The organism is Mediterraneibacter torques (genome assembly GCF_044591705.1).
In the GTDB taxonomy this organism is placed as follows: Bacteria; Bacillota; Clostridia; order Lachnospirales; family Lachnospiraceae; genus Mediterraneibacter; species Mediterraneibacter torques.
The window spans coordinates 2,894,583-2,910,889 of record NZ_CP172594.1; the positions used below are offsets into that span (position 1 = coordinate 2,894,583).

The 16,307-nt window shown below is 42.1% G+C and carries 10 protein-coding genes; 1 reads left to right on the forward strand and 9 read right to left on the reverse strand.

Going from position 1 to position 16,307, the window contains the following annotated elements; genetic code table 11:
- Window positions 1–24: 24 nt before the first annotated feature.
- From ACH9UM_RS13360 to ACH9UM_RS13385, 6 genes are all read right to left on the reverse strand, one after another.
- Complete coding sequence (locus ACH9UM_RS13360) at window positions 25–8,268, reverse strand: hypothetical protein (protein ID WP_302545158.1); 8,244 nt, start codon at window positions 8,266–8,268, stop codon at window positions 25–27.
- 10 nt (window positions 8,269–8,278) lie between these two features.
- The gene (locus ACH9UM_RS13365; protein ID WP_004847614.1) at window positions 8,279–8,689 is read right to left on the reverse strand and encodes an Rrf2 family transcriptional regulator; all 411 of its coding nucleotides are present in this window, start codon (window positions 8,687–8,689) and stop codon (window positions 8,279–8,281) included.
- Window positions 8,690–9,189: 500 nt separating this feature from the next.
- Entirely contained in the window at window positions 9,190–10,605 is a 1,416-nt protein-coding gene (locus ACH9UM_RS13370) for a glycoside-pentoside-hexuronide (GPH):cation symporter (RefSeq protein ID WP_337597798.1), read from the reverse strand.
- A gap of 1 nt (window position 10,606) precedes the next feature.
- The gene (locus ACH9UM_RS13375) at window positions 10,607–11,269 is read right to left on the reverse strand and encodes a hypothetical protein (protein ID WP_009320435.1); all 663 of its coding nucleotides are present in this window, start codon (window positions 11,267–11,269) and stop codon (window positions 10,607–10,609) included.
- Entirely contained in the window at window positions 11,269–11,928 is a 660-nt protein-coding gene (locus tag ACH9UM_RS13380; RefSeq protein ID WP_004847617.1) for a cyclase family protein, read from the reverse strand. Before ACH9UM_RS13380 ends, ACH9UM_RS13375 begins: the two co-directional genes overlap by 1 nt.
- A gap of 15 nt (window positions 11,929–11,943) precedes the next feature.
- Complete coding sequence (locus ACH9UM_RS13385) at window positions 11,944–13,107, reverse strand: iron-containing alcohol dehydrogenase (RefSeq protein ID WP_004847618.1); 1,164 nt, start codon at window positions 13,105–13,107, stop codon at window positions 11,944–11,946.
- 108 nt (window positions 13,108–13,215) lie between these two features.
- On the opposite strand from ACH9UM_RS13385, the gene ACH9UM_RS13390 reads away from it, so the two are divergent.
- The gene (locus ACH9UM_RS13390) at window positions 13,216–14,055 is read left to right on the forward strand and encodes a MerR family transcriptional regulator (RefSeq protein WP_004847619.1); all 840 of its coding nucleotides are present in this window, start codon (window positions 13,216–13,218) and stop codon (window positions 14,053–14,055) included.
- Here ACH9UM_RS13390 and ACH9UM_RS13395 read toward each other — a convergent pair.
- The 3 genes from ACH9UM_RS13395 to ACH9UM_RS13405 form a co-directional block, all read right to left on the reverse strand.
- Window positions 14,047–14,685 (reverse strand): HAD family phosphatase, encoded by a 639-nt coding sequence (locus ACH9UM_RS13395; protein ID WP_004847620.1) that lies wholly within the window; start codon window positions 14,683–14,685, stop codon window positions 14,047–14,049. The genes ACH9UM_RS13390 and ACH9UM_RS13395 overlap by 9 nt on opposite strands.
- 63 nt (window positions 14,686–14,748) lie before the next feature.
- Complete coding sequence (locus ACH9UM_RS13400; protein ID WP_004847621.1) at window positions 14,749–15,159, reverse strand: hypothetical protein; 411 nt, start codon at window positions 15,157–15,159, stop codon at window positions 14,749–14,751.
- A gap of 128 nt (window positions 15,160–15,287) precedes the next feature.
- The gene (locus ACH9UM_RS13405; RefSeq protein ID WP_009242988.1) at window positions 15,288–16,175 is read right to left on the reverse strand and encodes a fructoselysine 6-kinase; all 888 of its coding nucleotides are present in this window, start codon (window positions 16,173–16,175) and stop codon (window positions 15,288–15,290) included.
- Window positions 16,176–16,307 lie beyond the last annotated feature (132 nt).

Consider the following 16,307-nt stretch of genomic DNA (forward strand, 5'->3'; position numbering starts at 1 on the left):
GTCTCCTTTTCTTTTTGTTCTTTATTATTTATAGCTACTCTGACTTCTTGTGCTTTTTCTCTTCCTGTATTCCGTAGCTGTCACTAAGCAAAGAAGCAGAACACCTAACGTGTAGAGCAAAGCTTTTCCCATTCCTCCTGTTTCCGGAAGAAGGCTGTCAAACCAGTTTTTCGTATTTGTCACCGTAATACTGTATTGACGATCGCCTTTGTAAGTTATTTCTGTTGTATATCCGTCCACTTTCATCTCGCTGACATGATATGTGTAATAATATTTCTTTCCATCCGTGCCAACATGATATGCTGTATATTCAGCTCCCGTAAGAACCTTTTCCCATATGTCCGATGTTTGTGCATCTTTTTTTGTCAAAATAACTTCTTTATTGAAGTTTGTATCTACAACCGGTTTTCCGTCTTTTTCATAGCTTCTTGTAATGTTAAAGATGACCTCATTCGGACGATCTTTTTCCTCGTCCCTTTTCCAAACCTTTTTCAGACGAAGTTCAATAAGATCCTTACACGGGTCTTGAACATCCGGCGCTTCCTCATTGCCACCCGGTTCTGTCGGGCTGCTTGCCGTATTGTTCATCAGAACAGCCATCGCGCCGTCCTCCTGATAAACATTGACAGGTATTTGCCCTGCGCTGCCGCTCATCATAGCGTCTTTCAGATCGGTAAACTTCACAACTTTGTCTTTCGTCATATGCCGGATTGTATATACATTCTTCCATGCATCAGATGTTTCGTAGTTGTGCTGAAGTTCCTTGCCCGATTTACCAAACAGCTTCTCATATGCGGTATCACCATTACGATAGATCCGGTAATAGTTTTCATTGCCTTCAATGCCTTTCACATCGTTAAATTCCCAGTTGGAGTTCAGACTTGACTTTCCGGTAAACGGTCCGGTCAGATCCTTTGCACCTCGGATAACGTCTGCAAAGAACATGTTGTTGTTCTCAAGTAAGCCTTCGTTATTCCATCCGACGAAACCTCCGGCAATACCGTATTGACCTGTGCCGTTGGCATTGTTTCCGGCGCCGCCTCCATAGACGTCATAGCCGTCTGCAATACCTGTCACTGTACATTTATCAATCTTTGTACGGTTTGCCTTTATGAGTGAAATATTGATTTCATTTTTCAGGCTTTCTTCATCGATCGTACCGCTCTCTGAGCAGTTGATCTCAATCTTACTGTCTCCGATATAGATGGTCGCAAGACTCTTATCCTCTGCTAAGCCAACCTTAATATCCAGTCCAAGCAGATTCAGAGATACCAGTTTCCCATCATATAAAGCATCAATTTCAATAATGCCTAAATCAATTTTAATTACCTGACCTTTTTGAAGTTCATCTAACCAAAGCGCCTTCAAAATCTGATTCACAACCGTCACTAATCCTTTAACCAACTCGGAATCCAGATTAATATTTGCAAGATAAGCAAAGGTTGTCTTTCCTGCGAACCCTCCGGCGATCTGACCGCTTGTCACCTGTTTTAACCCGGTGACTTTATTTTCTGACAATCTTCCAAGATCTGCATATCCGGTAAATCCTCCGGCGATTTCTGATTTATTTTTCTGGTCTATCGTATTATTACTGTGTACAGTAAAGCCTTCGTTGACACCTTCGACACTGCATCGGTCTACATGAGAACCGAATACATCCATTACACCTGCACCTGCGCTTAATAAATCACCCAACGCACCTAAATTGTCCAAATCGACCGTACCGCTCTTTCCGAGATGTCCGATAAATCCTCCGGTGTAGTTCATACCGTTGACCTTGCGAAGATTTGTCACTTTGGAATCTTTGACAGAACCGTTAAGCAATGCGCCTCCGAATCCTCCGGCTGAACCCGAATAAACAGGATCGTTGACATATTCTGATTTTTTACTGTCTCTTGCCTGTACTTCCAGTCCTGCTTCTGCAGAACCGGACACATCGGAATGATAAACATAACTTCTAAACGTATCTAATACGCTTGTTCCTCCAAGAGTCAATAGGGCGCTCAATATACTTGTATTCCCATTGCTAACTTGCAATATTGCAGATACATCTGCAAGGCCGACAAATCCTCCGGCGTATTCTCCTCCTGTCACACTTCTGACATTCGACACATGAACGCCGCTTTCTGACTCATTCATTTCTCCGATAACAGCTCCGTTGATCTCTCCTGTGAAACCGCCCGCCGCCTTTGCATAGGCTGTATTGCCTGTACCGTTTGTATAAGCGCCGTTGATAATGATTCCCCAGTCATCCCACGCTTTGACATCTGCGCCTCGCACTGTAGAAATAGTTGCATCTAATAACCGTGCAAGATCTCCCGGAGTTCCTATCAGATACTGAAGCAATCCGCCAAGTAATCCTTCACTGCTTGCCGTGTCTAAATTCGCTGCGCTTGCCGGATCGATCTGTCCTGCAAATCCGCCGATTGCTTTCGTACCTTCCACTTTTCTCAAATTAGCCACGAAGCATCGCTTATTATTCGGATCAGGTACGGCATCTGTTGCACTGTACGTATTCGCTTTTTCAGACCAGTTGCCCCAGATCTGTCCGCCAACCATATGACCGACATACCCTCCGGCATAACCGACTTTTTCTATTTTCAAGGTTGAATCCTTAACCGGGATTCCTGTTGCCTTCACCGTCATTCCTGACTGGAAACCTGTAATATCCGAATTTCTTATAACCGGAACGAAAGTCTGCACGGCGCTGATAGAATTTGCAATATCCAAACCAATCAACTCTACTTTTCCGACTTCTGCAACGCCGCCGGTTTTCATTTCTCCGGCAAATCCTCCGGCGCTCTTGTATGCCATCACAGATTTCGCATCCCATGCATGAGCATTGGTAACCACTCCTGCTTTCATGCGTCCGACGTAGCCTCCGGCTACGCCTGCTTCCATATCCTGTCTGCCGACGCTCGTTCTGCCCGCCTTAACATTGTAACCATAGGCATATTGTGTGATTAATGCCTGTAACTGTTCTTCATTCTCAACAGGTGTACTTGTGAACTGATCTCCGTAAACACCGTTGTTGCCGACAGCCTCCGCCCACTTGTTCCATGTGTCCATATCCACTTTTCTAAGCGGTCCGTAAACGGCTGTGTTCGTTTCTGTCGGATAAACAGCTCCGAGAAGACTTAACACATTACTTGTTTTCAGTAAGCCAAACAGAAGCTGTAAGTTTCCTGTTCCTGCCAGATCCGCCGTTTCCATCAATCCGGTAAATCCTCCGGCAAACTCGCCGCCGTAGACTGAACGAATACGAATCGTGGCACATTCCTTCCCGCCGCCTTCTGCCGCATATCCTTTAATTCTTCCACCATGGTTATAACCTACATAGCCTCCGGCAAGACCTCTCACACACTGGGTGTCAGTGATGCCGTCGGCACGAACCGCGCCGCCGCAAGGCACGCTGCTCGTCTGACTGTCTTCTATAATCGGAATGAAAGACTGCACCAGACTGGCAAGACTATCTGTTACATTTAACAGTCCATCTAAAATACCGGCATCTTCGATTACGGAAGCAACATTTCCCGGTTCCATGATACCGGCATAACCTCCGGCTGCCTCGCGTCCGATAATATAGTTGAATAAATTCGCATCACTGTTTTTGATGATGGTACCGGACATTTCTCCGATAAATCCACCTGCTTTTCCTAACTTCTGATTCTTATCATCTCTGCCATCTGCCAGTACGGAATAACCGCCGACACATCCGTTGACATCGGAGTTTTCAATGGTAGACGCCACTACATCCAGCGCCTTCAAAAGATTCGTCAGCTCGATGTTCCCAAGAAGCTTTAATCCGCCTCCGACTGCTGCCGCGGAATCAATATCCACACATCCTGCATAACCTCCGGCGTATTTTCCACCTTTGACTGCATATTGTGAATCCGTTCCGAAATAGCTGTCTCCATTTGCAGATTCCAGACTATCGCCCGGCGGCGTCACCTTTGTATGCTTTAAGGATGTCACATCCGAATCTTTAATCTGCACACCGCCGCCATATCCAAGATAACCTCCCGCATAGCTGTCTGTATCCGTCGCTTCTACAGTAAATCCTTTTTCTGTCGACTTCACGCCCGCCGATTGAATGATCGGGATGTAAACTTGAAGTACATCGAGCAGCTGACCGATATCAAGGTTTAAAATACCACCAAGAAGATTCAGTCCATTTGAAGAAGCCGTTGCCCCTGCGTCAACTTTTCCGGCAAAGCCTCCGGCGTGAGATTCACCCTTGACTTTTTCCAGACCATAAACTGCATAAGCCTCTGTCCTTGTACTGTTATCGACCTTACCGCTTTGCATTTCTCCAAAAAATCCGCCGGCATAATCAGCCTTGACCTGAGGTTCTTCATTAGCTGAGCAAAATGTAACGGTAGTATTTGTATATTGAGGTATCAAATACGGAACTAAATCCAACAGCCCGCTGACATTTACAATTCCGGGAAGTTTCAATGCTCCGTCTTTGTCTTCCTGGGCCAGACCTGCCAGCCCGCCTGTGTGGCTTCTTCCCACAAAGCCTCCGGCATAACCTTCTTTATCTTTTGCAGCTTCTGCATAAACTGCCTTCAGATTTGTCACATGTGAATCTGCAATTTGTACCCCTTCTGCTTCGGAAATAAAGCCTCCGGCAAGAATAGATTCGCCTTCCGTTATCTCAACCTGTCCACTGGCTTTGATGACTGCGCCGTTCTCTGTTCCGCTCACAGATACATTGGAAACTTTTGTGGCAACACCATCAACCAGACTAAGTAAGCTGTCAACTTTAATCAATCCCAGGCCCAGAAGATCCAGACCGCCTTCTTTTGCAAGACTGCCTGTTCCTGCCCGTCCGGCAAACCCGGCGGCATAATTTCCGGCAGTCACAGATTGAATACCTTCAATTTTAATCTGCTCTGCTGTTCCTCCAAGCATTAAACCTGCTCCGCCGGAAGCATACTTATTCGATGCTTCGATTTGAAGATCATTACCACCTAGATCTACATTCGATACAGTAAACGAAAGATAACTTCCGATTCCCAGTGTATCGTTCAATACGCCGACCGCATCAGCTACAGTAACTGCTCCTGAAATTCCGCCTGCATAATTATTTGCTTTTACAAAACTTACCCCTTGTATCGTATTTTTCTCAGTTCCAGAGGATGTGATCTGTACGCCGTCTCCCTGTCCGATCAGACCGCCGGCATAATCTGCCGCTGCCTGAACACTAAAGTTTGTTCCACTGACAGAACTTCCTTTTATTTCAGAAGGCTGTGCACCGCTTAAGGAAAGAAGCACACCTAGTTCTTCTTCATTTCCCGAAGCAAGTAACTGTTCCAGTAGTTTTGATACAGATTGCAATAAAGTATCATTTTGTTCATCGTTTGAACCTACGGCCATTCCATAGCCCAACGTAGCTCTTCCCGCAAAACCTCCGGCATATTGATTGGCTTTAACCAGTTTCACTCCCGAAACATTTGATTCGATGCTGCTACTATTTGCCATTACGCCATTAAAACCTCCGGCATAACTATCTGTCGCCGTAACTGAAAGGTCGCTTGCGTCTACATGACAATTTCTCTGTGTAGAACGAATATCAAACGTTTTGATTTCCGCTCCCAGATCACTTAATAATCCTTTAACCTGTGCATCTTTTTCGATTCCGGCAAAGCCTCCGGCTCCGATATCTGCCACTACCTGATTCAAACCGGTTACAGAACAGTTATTTATATCTGTTCCTGTCTGGCTTCCCACAAATCCGCCGTTGTAATTGACAGTTTCTTTCCCCGTTCCTGTCGTTCCGATCGATCCCTCTGAAAGAGAAACACTGCTGTTTTGGATCAGTGGCTTATAATAGCCATTCGGCAATAACTGTCCAAGAGGAACATCATTTTTCAAAAGAATCGTAATCAAATCTCCCAGTCCCACGCCCGGAAGAATATTCAGCAAGGTTGATAATAGCTCTACGACTCCCGCTGTCACATTTCCGAGAATATAGGTTGCTTCTCCTGATGTATATCCGACAAATCCTCCTGTCATTCCTTTTACATTCGTTACAGAAGCGTTGGTTACCGTACAGTTTTCAACAGAAACATCCCCTACAATACGTCCTGCAAAGCTTCCGGTCGCAAACATATCCGGACTGCTTTGCTTTAATGTCAATAAGTCTTTAATGACATCTCCCAGTTTTAAGTTTCCGATTACCGGAACCAGTCCTTCAAGGATTCCACTTATCAGATCCAGAATTCCACCCAACAATCCACCCAGCACTTCCAACAATCCTTCTACTAATGATTTTGGATCATTATTTACTGTCACAGATTGATTATTAACTGTAACTTGATCTAAATGGAGGTTTTTTACTCCCGCCTTCCCCGCAGACTCGAAACCACCATTCCCACTTTTTTTCATTTCATTAGAGATCGTTCCGAAAAATCCAATTCCGCTGTCTTTTTGGATATCCAGTTCCCCTGTCTGATTCACTTGAATATTACTAATGGTAGGCACGCTGCCCTCCTGCATATTCAGGCGTCCTTCCATTTTTCCCGAAAAGTGAAGCGGTGTCCAGTCATCCTCTTTTCCGTCGGAATATTCTCCCTGCAATAAATCAATATCTCGAAAAATAATATAATTGGCATCCGGAGAATATTTTAGCGATTTTAATTCATTGCTTGCTTCTGATAGAGAAGGATAACTTTGAACGTTGTTTTGATTAAATTCCTTATCCACGATAACAATATCATCTGTCCGCTCACCGATAAGACCTGCTAAAAGATCCCCTAATATCGGTATATCAAACAAAGGTCCTAACAGTGCATGTAAAATGTCACCAAGCAGCTCTCCCAGTGGTCCAAGCAAGAATCCAACTAATCCTTCTTTATCATATTCGATATTCATCAAACCTTCTGTTTTGTTTGTATTTGCTTCTGAAAAATAGATGAAATCTTTTTGTTCAATTCCACTTTCTCCCAAAGCCTCACCTTGTTTTAGATTGAAGTCGGCATCACCGGGATAATATGGGGTATATGTTATTTTATCATCCCACGGCCAAGGCAGGTCTACTATGGATTTCACATACAGCATTGGGGTTACTTGCATATACTGATTGCCTTTTTCTTTAGGCTTCGCATCTTGTCCGATTGCTCTAAGCTGCCATTCGTTTCCGATAAGTATATATGGCTCTCCTTCAACTTTGGTATAAACCTGACCAAGATACTCACGCCCTCCAAGCTGTCCCGCATCTGCCTGAACCGTTGCTTCTTTCTTAATCTTTTCCGCCTTTAGTTCCGGCATCTGTTCTGTAAAGGACGGACTTAACACATAATTATGTTCTTTGCTGTAAGTCAGATATTCCTGCGCCGCTTCCGCGCTCTCATCTGCCAAAGTTCCGTCTTTATACAGAAGCTGACCTATTCCCACTTTTTCAGGGATCATATCATAAGACATGATCGGTTCTTCCGCCGAATTTTCCGAAGCGATCAAGAGAAGCTGATAGTTATTGTAAACATAAACCGTATCGCTTTCTTTATCATACAACGGAGCATCCTCTTTCGGAGCTTCTGCAAATGTTCCGGTAAATCCCTCCGGCAAAGTCCACATCGTTTTCTCAGTCAGCGGGATTTCATTCATCAGCATGTAATCCGCATCTGACGCATATGTAACCGCATTTCCGCCGTCAACAACTTCTTCGCCTGTGCCGAACAGTTCTTTCTCTGTATCGTTCATCCGTACAGAACTTCCTGTACCGATCGCCTGAAGCTGTTCGATGTTGTAAATCTTAATAATGCCGTTTTCATATAAATCTGCGCTTTTTGACTGCTGATCCGATGACGGATCTGTCTGTCCGTTTTCTGCCGAACCTGACTGATCGCCTGACGGCTGACCTGCCTGTCCGTTTTCTGCCGAACCTGACTGATCGCCTGGCTGCTGAACTGTCTGTCCGTTTTCCATCGAACCTGACTGATTGCCTGACGGCTGACCTGTCTGCCCGTTTTCCAGCGAACCTGACTGATTGCCTGACGGCTGATCTGTCTGTCCATTCTCTGTCAGCTCTGACTGCTCACCCGACGACTGAACGATCTGTCCTTCTTCTGACACGTCTGACTGCATCGGCATTTTTGCTTCCTGCAGCTGCTGTATGAGCTGCATATCGATCGGCGGCCCTTTCGCTATTCCCTGCGCCGAAACAGTCACCGTCTGCAGCAATACAGAAAATACCAACAGACATGCAGTTCCCTTTTTCCATATTTTCCACTTAAATAATTTTTTTATGTCTCTATTCTTCACTGTCTTTTTTTCACGCTCCCTCTTGTTCCAAAATTTCTTTCAATGAAATACTGAAAAATTGGGTCTCTAATTTTTCCTGAACTTTTGCGTAATATCTTCGCACCGCACAAAAATCTACCGCCTTTCGACTACAATAAGCATCATCCTCCAGACATCGGTTTATTTTTGTCGTGCTTTCCATAAGGCGTATCACATCTCCCAATGTAATATCTTTTAAAGTCTTATTAAGTCGATATCCGCCTCTGGCTCCCAGATCTGCGGAAATATATTCTGCCTTTTTCAGTTTTGAAAGCACTTTCTCAAGATATCCTCTTGGAATTCCCATTTCATTCGATATCTCTGTAGCGGAAGCAATCTTTTTACATTGCCCCAGATATAAAACAGTTCTGATCGCATAATCTGTTGTCACGTTAAGCTGCATAGTCCGCCTCCTCATAAGTTATATACAAAATAAAAAAACGACCTCCATGTGAAAGAATGCCGCCATCATACTTACAATATATAAATCTCTTTTTATATAATACCTCTCAGGTAGGTATTATATTTTTTAACATAACAAATGCCCACATATCTGACTATGTAGGCATTTAAAAGCTTTGATCGCTGAATTCTTTCCTCTGTTCTATTTTTATACTACAGTAAAATTATACCCCCCCCCCATGAAAAATTGTCAAGTTTTCGCCCTCAATTTATGTAAAATAATTTATTTTTTCCTACTATTCCACTTTTTACTTATACGAAATGTGAATTTTGTATATTTTTCAGTTTTTTTACATTTTCTTTACAAAATTTAAACCTGTATCACAGTCCCCACACATCTCCCTTAAAATATAAAAACTCTCTTTCCCACCTCAACACAGGAAGGTCATATGCATTTCCTTCCTTATATAAAATGCAAAAAGAGAGTTTTCATATGTTATATTATTTTCGGTTCTTTTTTATAAACAATAAATCTTTAAATTCATCTAAAGCAATCTCTTTCCCTGCCCTTTTCAAGCGCACGGCTTCCAACACTTCGGAATAACGTTTTTTCGTCAGAGGGTTTGTTGCCATTGTCACAATGGACAGCAGCAGACAGACAGAAGTTCCTATTACAAATATATTATGAAACCCTTGAACTGTCTGCATACTTTGCACGGATACCGCCGGATTATATCCGACATAATCTATAATCATCCCTAAAACACTGACGCCGGACGCAGCGGCTAATTTCTGGGATACGGTTGCCATAGAATAAAACAACCCTTCCCGTCTTTCACCGCTCATCAATTCATCGACTTCTACGCAGTCAGAAATCATGGCATAAATAACCTGATACAGTGCGTTTAACCCAACTACGAGAATGCTCGTCATAATGATCGGCGCTGCGGTTGAACCCGGCTTTAAGAAGAACAAAGGGAACACGATCATACACAAAAGCCAGATTCCCATAGAAATCGTCCATGAAACAACTTTTGAATATTTCGTAGACCAATGATCTATCGGGAAAACCCAAAACAACGCTACGATCCACATAATGATATTCACAAGGGATACCTGCGTGTCGTTCAGGTTCAGGTTATATCTCAGATAATATACCAATACTCCGAGAAAAATCGCCTGTGCCAAAATTGCAAATATAAACGCAATCGTTAAATGAAGAAACGGCTTGTTCCGAAGAGGACCTTCCAGCATTTCTTTTATGGAATAAGATTTTTTTGTAATAATATCTTTATTTTCGTATCCTTCACTCGCCTTATAACCGATCCAGATACTAAGCGTACAGATAATGCCGAAAAATGCAAAACATACGGACCAAGCTTGTCTGCTGCCGCCGACAACAGGCTCTAAAAAATCGGTATATGCCATGATCCCGCCGCCGATTGCCACTCCGATGATCGCCCAAAACGTTCTTATTGTAGCCAGCTTACTTCGCAGGTCATAGTTATCGGTAACTTCGCCGCTTAAGGAAGTATACGGAACGTCGATCAAAGTCTGAAATGTATAAAATAACAAAGCAACTATAATAAAATAAATTTTCTGCTGAATTTCAACAAAATCCCATGCCGTAAACAGTAGCCACGTTACAATTCCAAACGGAATCGCACATACTAATAAAAACGGTCTTCTTCTCCCTTTACGGGGATCGCGGTTATCTGAGATGATTCCGACCAAAGGATCTGTAACAGCATCCCATAAAGTTCCGATCGTCATGATCAGACCCGCGAATTTTCCTGACAATCCGACAATATTTGTAAAAAAATACAAGCCATATGTCGTAAACATGGTAAATGTAAAAAGCGTTGCCAAGCCGGGCAGTCCATATGCTATCGCCCTTGCAGGTGACATCCTTTTCATCTTACTTGCCTTTCTTATTTTCTTTTTTCATTCCTGCCACAGCAAATGAGAACGGCTCAATAATCCCCATCAGCCTGTCTATGATCGGTCCGTATGCAACAACTGCGATCAATGTTCCGATTCCCCATGACGATCCTAACGCCACTCCGATTACAAATAAGATTGCATAAGATATGATCAGACCGATTCCGTAACTCTTTTTAACAAGATCAGCCGCCATAAACGCAAATATATCGGATGTCTGATATCCTAAACCGATCGGGATATAATAAGCCAATGTCAAAATAATAATGATCGAACCTATTAAAATACACGCTATTTTCAGTCCGACACTCATTTCCGGAGCTGTCGGCAGCATCGGTGCAAGAACGTCTAACCAGAAATTTTCAAAAGGTCCTATTAAAAAGCACCATGCAAGAGTTCCTAAATGTACCAAATCTCTTCTTACAAAGAAAAATACAAAAAACATGATTCCTTCAAACACAAGAGCAACAGTACCAAACTGAACGTGAAATACATTTGATAACCCAATCTCAAATGTTGTCAGCGGATCACATCCCCATTCCGGCCAAACCAAAAGCGCTACTCCAAGAGCACAGATGAAAATAGAAGGGATAATTGCGAGCAGCCTTCTGGCATAACTCCAGATTTTTTTCGCATCCATTATTCTTCCTCCCACTGTACCGCGATCGCTCTTACAGGCGAACCGTCGCATCCTATAAGTTTCATCGGCAGTGCGATAACATACGGACGTTCAAAATCGATCTGATCAAAAAATGCCCAGTTTTCTCCGATCATCAATCTTTTTTCAGAGAACAGATCGTGTACCGGAAATTCCGTTCCACCAGTCTGATCCGCATTGATCGTATCAATTCCGATAAAGCGAACCCCATTATCAACTAAATATTTTGCTACATCTCCGTTTACATATGGATGGTGGAAAAATTCATCTGTACCTCTTGTTTTATACCAGTTTGTATTAAAAAGAACGATTTTTCCTTCACAAATTTCTTCTTTATACGGTTCGATATCTTCTAATGTAATTGCTTCGTCAGCCTTTTTATCCGTTACTCTTACAACAACAGCTTCTCCCAAGAAGAAATCTAATTCCATATTATCGATCGTTTCACCGCTGTTTGAAAAATGATACGGCGCATCTACATGAGTACCGGTCTGTGTTCCCATTACCAATGTAGATAGATTGTAACCTTCGTTTTCCAGTGTAGTAGCAACTGTAACAGACGGTTCCGGATCTCCCGGGTATATCGGTGTTTCGGCAGTAAATTCCCATGATAAATCTACAATCTTTTTAATTTTTCTCATAATCTCATATCCTCATTATTCATTGTAAGCTTTTTTTAACAGCTCCAAGTAATCTTCTTTCGTAATTTTTCTGGCATTGTCATTTGATAAAACATTGTTAGCAGATCTTTCCGCGATCGCCTCAAATCTCTCTTCCGTGATTCCTTTGATTTCTTTAATTGTAGGAATGTTTAATTTTCTGTTCAAAGCTTTCACATATTCTACCGCTTTCAATGCGTATTGCTCGTCAGACATACTTTCTTCTCTTTCGATTCCCATTGCATCCGCAATATCTGCAAACCGCTCAGGACATGCCGGAATATTAAATTCCATGATATATGGCAGAAACAGTGAATTTGCCACACCGTGCGGCGTATCAAACCAAGCGCCTACTGTCTCGGCAAAAGCATGTACCGCTCCGACATTTGAAGAAATGAACGCCATACCGCCGATCGTACTTGCGATCATCATGTTTCTTCTTGCTTCTCTGTCTTCGCCGTTCTCGTATGCTTTTTCCAGATTCTCTGCGATCATAGAAATCCCTTTCAGCGCCAGAGCATCTGTGATCGGCTGATGTAACTGAACCGTATACGCTTCGATACAATGTGTTAAAGCGTCGACACCGCATGCCGCAGTTAAAGATTTCGGCAGTCCGATCGTAATTTCAGGATCACAGATCGCTAAGACAGGAATCATATGAACAGGATCTCCGACTGTCATTTTGTACTGTCTTTCTGTATCTGTTATAACGGCACACCATGTCACTTCTGCTCCTGTTCCCGAAGTAGACGGAATGCAGATCAGCGGAAGTATATTTGTATCCAATTCCGTATCTCCCCACTCTACAGTGGATTTTCCGTTCGTGACAACCGCGCCGACAGCTTTCGCCTGATCCATCGCAGATCCCCCGCCTAACGCGATCAGTGCATCAACATGATTCTTTTTCGCAAACTCTGCCATTTCGTCACAATCTTCCGCTCTTGGATTCGGCTTCACATTCGTCAGCAAAAAGTTTTCGATTTTCGCATCATCCAAACTTTTCTTTAGTTTTTTATAATGCTCGGAAGACGCTAAAAACGGATCTGTAATAACCAACACTTTTCCAAAACCAAGATTCGCACATTCTTGTCCTGTCGTTTCTATTACTCCATACCCTTCTATAATACGTGTAGCATGAAATAAATTATTAACTTCCAACATACTTTTACTCCTTTTCTGTTTCTATACGTATTATTATATGGTATATTGTTACTATATACTCAAGCCTATTTATAAAATTTCCATTTTACGCAGGAAAGGATTGCTATTATGTACGAAAATCTATTAAATCCAAATGAATTTTCCAGTATTTCAGGAGTTTCCAAGCAAACTTTACTTTTTTACGAAAAGAAAAATGTATTTAAACCGATATTTAAAAATGAAAAAGGATTCCGATTTTACAGTTTAGAACAACTTGATATTATAGTAACTATACAGGCCTTACAGACAATCGGCTTGTCTCTCAAAGAAATTCAGAATTATATAGAAAACAGAAACGCCGACTTGATCTATGATCTATACAGCAACAGAATGATCCCTCTGAAACAAACAGTCAATAAATACAATCGAACAATAGAGATGATGCACGTAAAACTTGATCTGATAAATAAGGCGAAGTCTGTCTTATTAGATACGATTTATCTCGAATACAGACCCGCCATCCAAATTGTTAAAAGTAAAGAAATCCCCGCAGATGCAAGCGATACACTCCAATATAAAATCTTAGGAGAACATATGGCCTACCGCAAGGAAAAAGACTACAGCTTAGGACATGCGGTCGCCGGAATCGTAGATATGAAAACAGCGCTGAATCCGAATATCAATAAAACTCAATATAAATATTACTATACAATCCTTCCGTCAGATCACGATGAAAAAGATTATGACATTATTGAAAGCGGAACTTATATCGTAATGTATCATAAAGGTCCGTATAACCAAACTTATCAAGCTTATCCTTTTATGATAGATTATGCCGGAAAGAACCATTTTGAAATCGAATCTATGATCTACGACGAAAGCTTAATAGACGAAACTACGGAGTCAGATCCCGCAAACTACATTACTCAGATATCCATTAAAATAAAAGAAGTAAAGGGGTCAGATTAAGACCCTTTTACTTTCTTCATATGATGAAACAACATAATCCGCTTCGCTTACGTCCTGACCGTTCCCTGAACCGGTAAATGCCGCGACTTCGATCCCTGCCTGTTTCGCGGCGTGAATGCCGACAGACGAATCTTCAAACACAAGACACTCCTGCGGCACAGCGCCTAATAATCCCATCGCCTTTAAATAGCATTCCGGATCAGGCTTTCTCTCGGCACACATATCGCCGCAGACGATCACATCAAACAAGTCCGTCATCTGCATCCGATTCAGTCCCATAATAATAAGACGGGTTGCAGTAGAAGATACGAGCGCGGTTTTCACTCCGCTTTGTCTCAGCCCTTGTATCAGCGGAACAATTCCGGGAATCGGAGCAATATTTCCGTTTTCATATGTATTTCCAAGTTCTTTTCGTCTCCGTGTAAGCTGCTCTACTGTCACTTTGCGAGGCGCCCGCGACAGGAATTCTATAAGAAGTTCCTGATCATGCGTACCGATCAACCTCTGCTTGTCTTTTTCCGTCAGCTCAACTCCGAACTCTTTCAGTGCAAGACCGAGATAATGACTGTTGCTTTCTTCCGTATCTGCAATTACACCGTCAAAATCAAATAAAACATATTTTTTCTTCATAACCGCTCCTTTTCCGATCCCCGATTGCTTCTGATCTATTTTCCTTACTTTCCCTATGGAATATCAGGCGAATAAATGACGCGCTTCTTCCTGGATTTTTTTGATTTCTTCTTCTGAAAGATCGCAAAAATCACTGTTTTCCATAGAACATCCCGAATCCTGAACATAAACCATCTTTGTATCTTTCTGTGTGATCGAATAGAACCAACATTCTTTCGGAACATTATAAACTTTTCCCTTTTCCATAAGTGTCAGTTCTGTTTCAAATTTTCCGTCCTTTCTTTCTGCCGTGATCAGAATCGCTTTTCCGTTTACAAGGATAAACTGTTCATCTGTCGTATGATGAATCTCCAGGTGTTTCAGTCCTTCGATATCATTATCCGGCTTCCAGTTTTTAATGCTTACAAGCCATTTTTCATTCGTATATACACATTTGATTCCTTCTTCTTTGTTTTCATATACATTCGGTCTCATTTTTTTCCTCCGTTATTATACTATATTTTTCATTATTTTTAACTGGTTGATCTCTCTTTTACAGTTATCTTTTTATAGCTATCCTTTTTATCTTTTCTTTTATCCTTTTGTATCTTACCTTTGGATCTTTACACAGTTGTCTTTCCCAAGATCGGAACTCCGTATCCGAAAGCTCCTTCTAAAGCACATACTTTCGCCGCAAATACCGCGCCTTTTCCCATTGCCGTCTGAAGTCTTTTTGCCATTTCTTCATCTGTTCCCTCAACGATCTTTCCTTCCTTTGACGTTTCAAGAAGCGAACATAAAAATGCTGAGAAATAAGAATCTCCTGCTCCCATTGTATCGATCACATCGTCGGCGTGTACTGCAGGCGCATATAAGATCTTATCATTATAAAGAACGTAAGATCCGTCTTCTCCAATCGTTCCGAGAACAACTTTCACTCCGTAAGACTGTGCTTTTCTCATTTCTTTTTCCCGCTCTTCATCTGTCAAATGCGCGCACGACATAATCGCAACTGTTACATACGGACATATTTCTTTCAAATACTCGTCTGTCCAACGAGTAGAAAAATCATATGCAACCGGAACGCCCGTCTGATATAAAACAGGAAGTTCTTTTTCAATATAAGAATTCAGATTTGTGTAAATAAGATGAAAACCTTTGATATACTCTAAATCTTCTTTTGTAAATCCGAAATCATGCTCTTTTGCGATACCGCCTTTATTTGAACCTAAAAATACTCTGTCAGTTTCTTTCAAAGTTACAAGAGCGAATCCATTTTCACCTTCATAACGACGGCAGTGACTGTCATCAATTCCGATTTCTTTCAACGTATCCTGAACACAAGCTGCCACTTCATCATCTCCGTATTTTCCAAGATACGCAGACTCCATATTGTTCATCTTTACATAAACACATGTATTAACGCACTGTCCGCCCGGATACATCTTTCCTCTTGACAAATATTTATCACATACGTTATCTCCAACTGCAATAATCTTACAATGCTCCATCTTTCCGATTCCTTTCTTTTCTGACATTTTCTGCAACAGATCGCCTAATCGAAACTGTCACCGCTGAATTGTTACTCTTTTTTCATGCCGTATTTTGTTTCTTTGTTTTCCGGCATTTCACGATATCTTTCG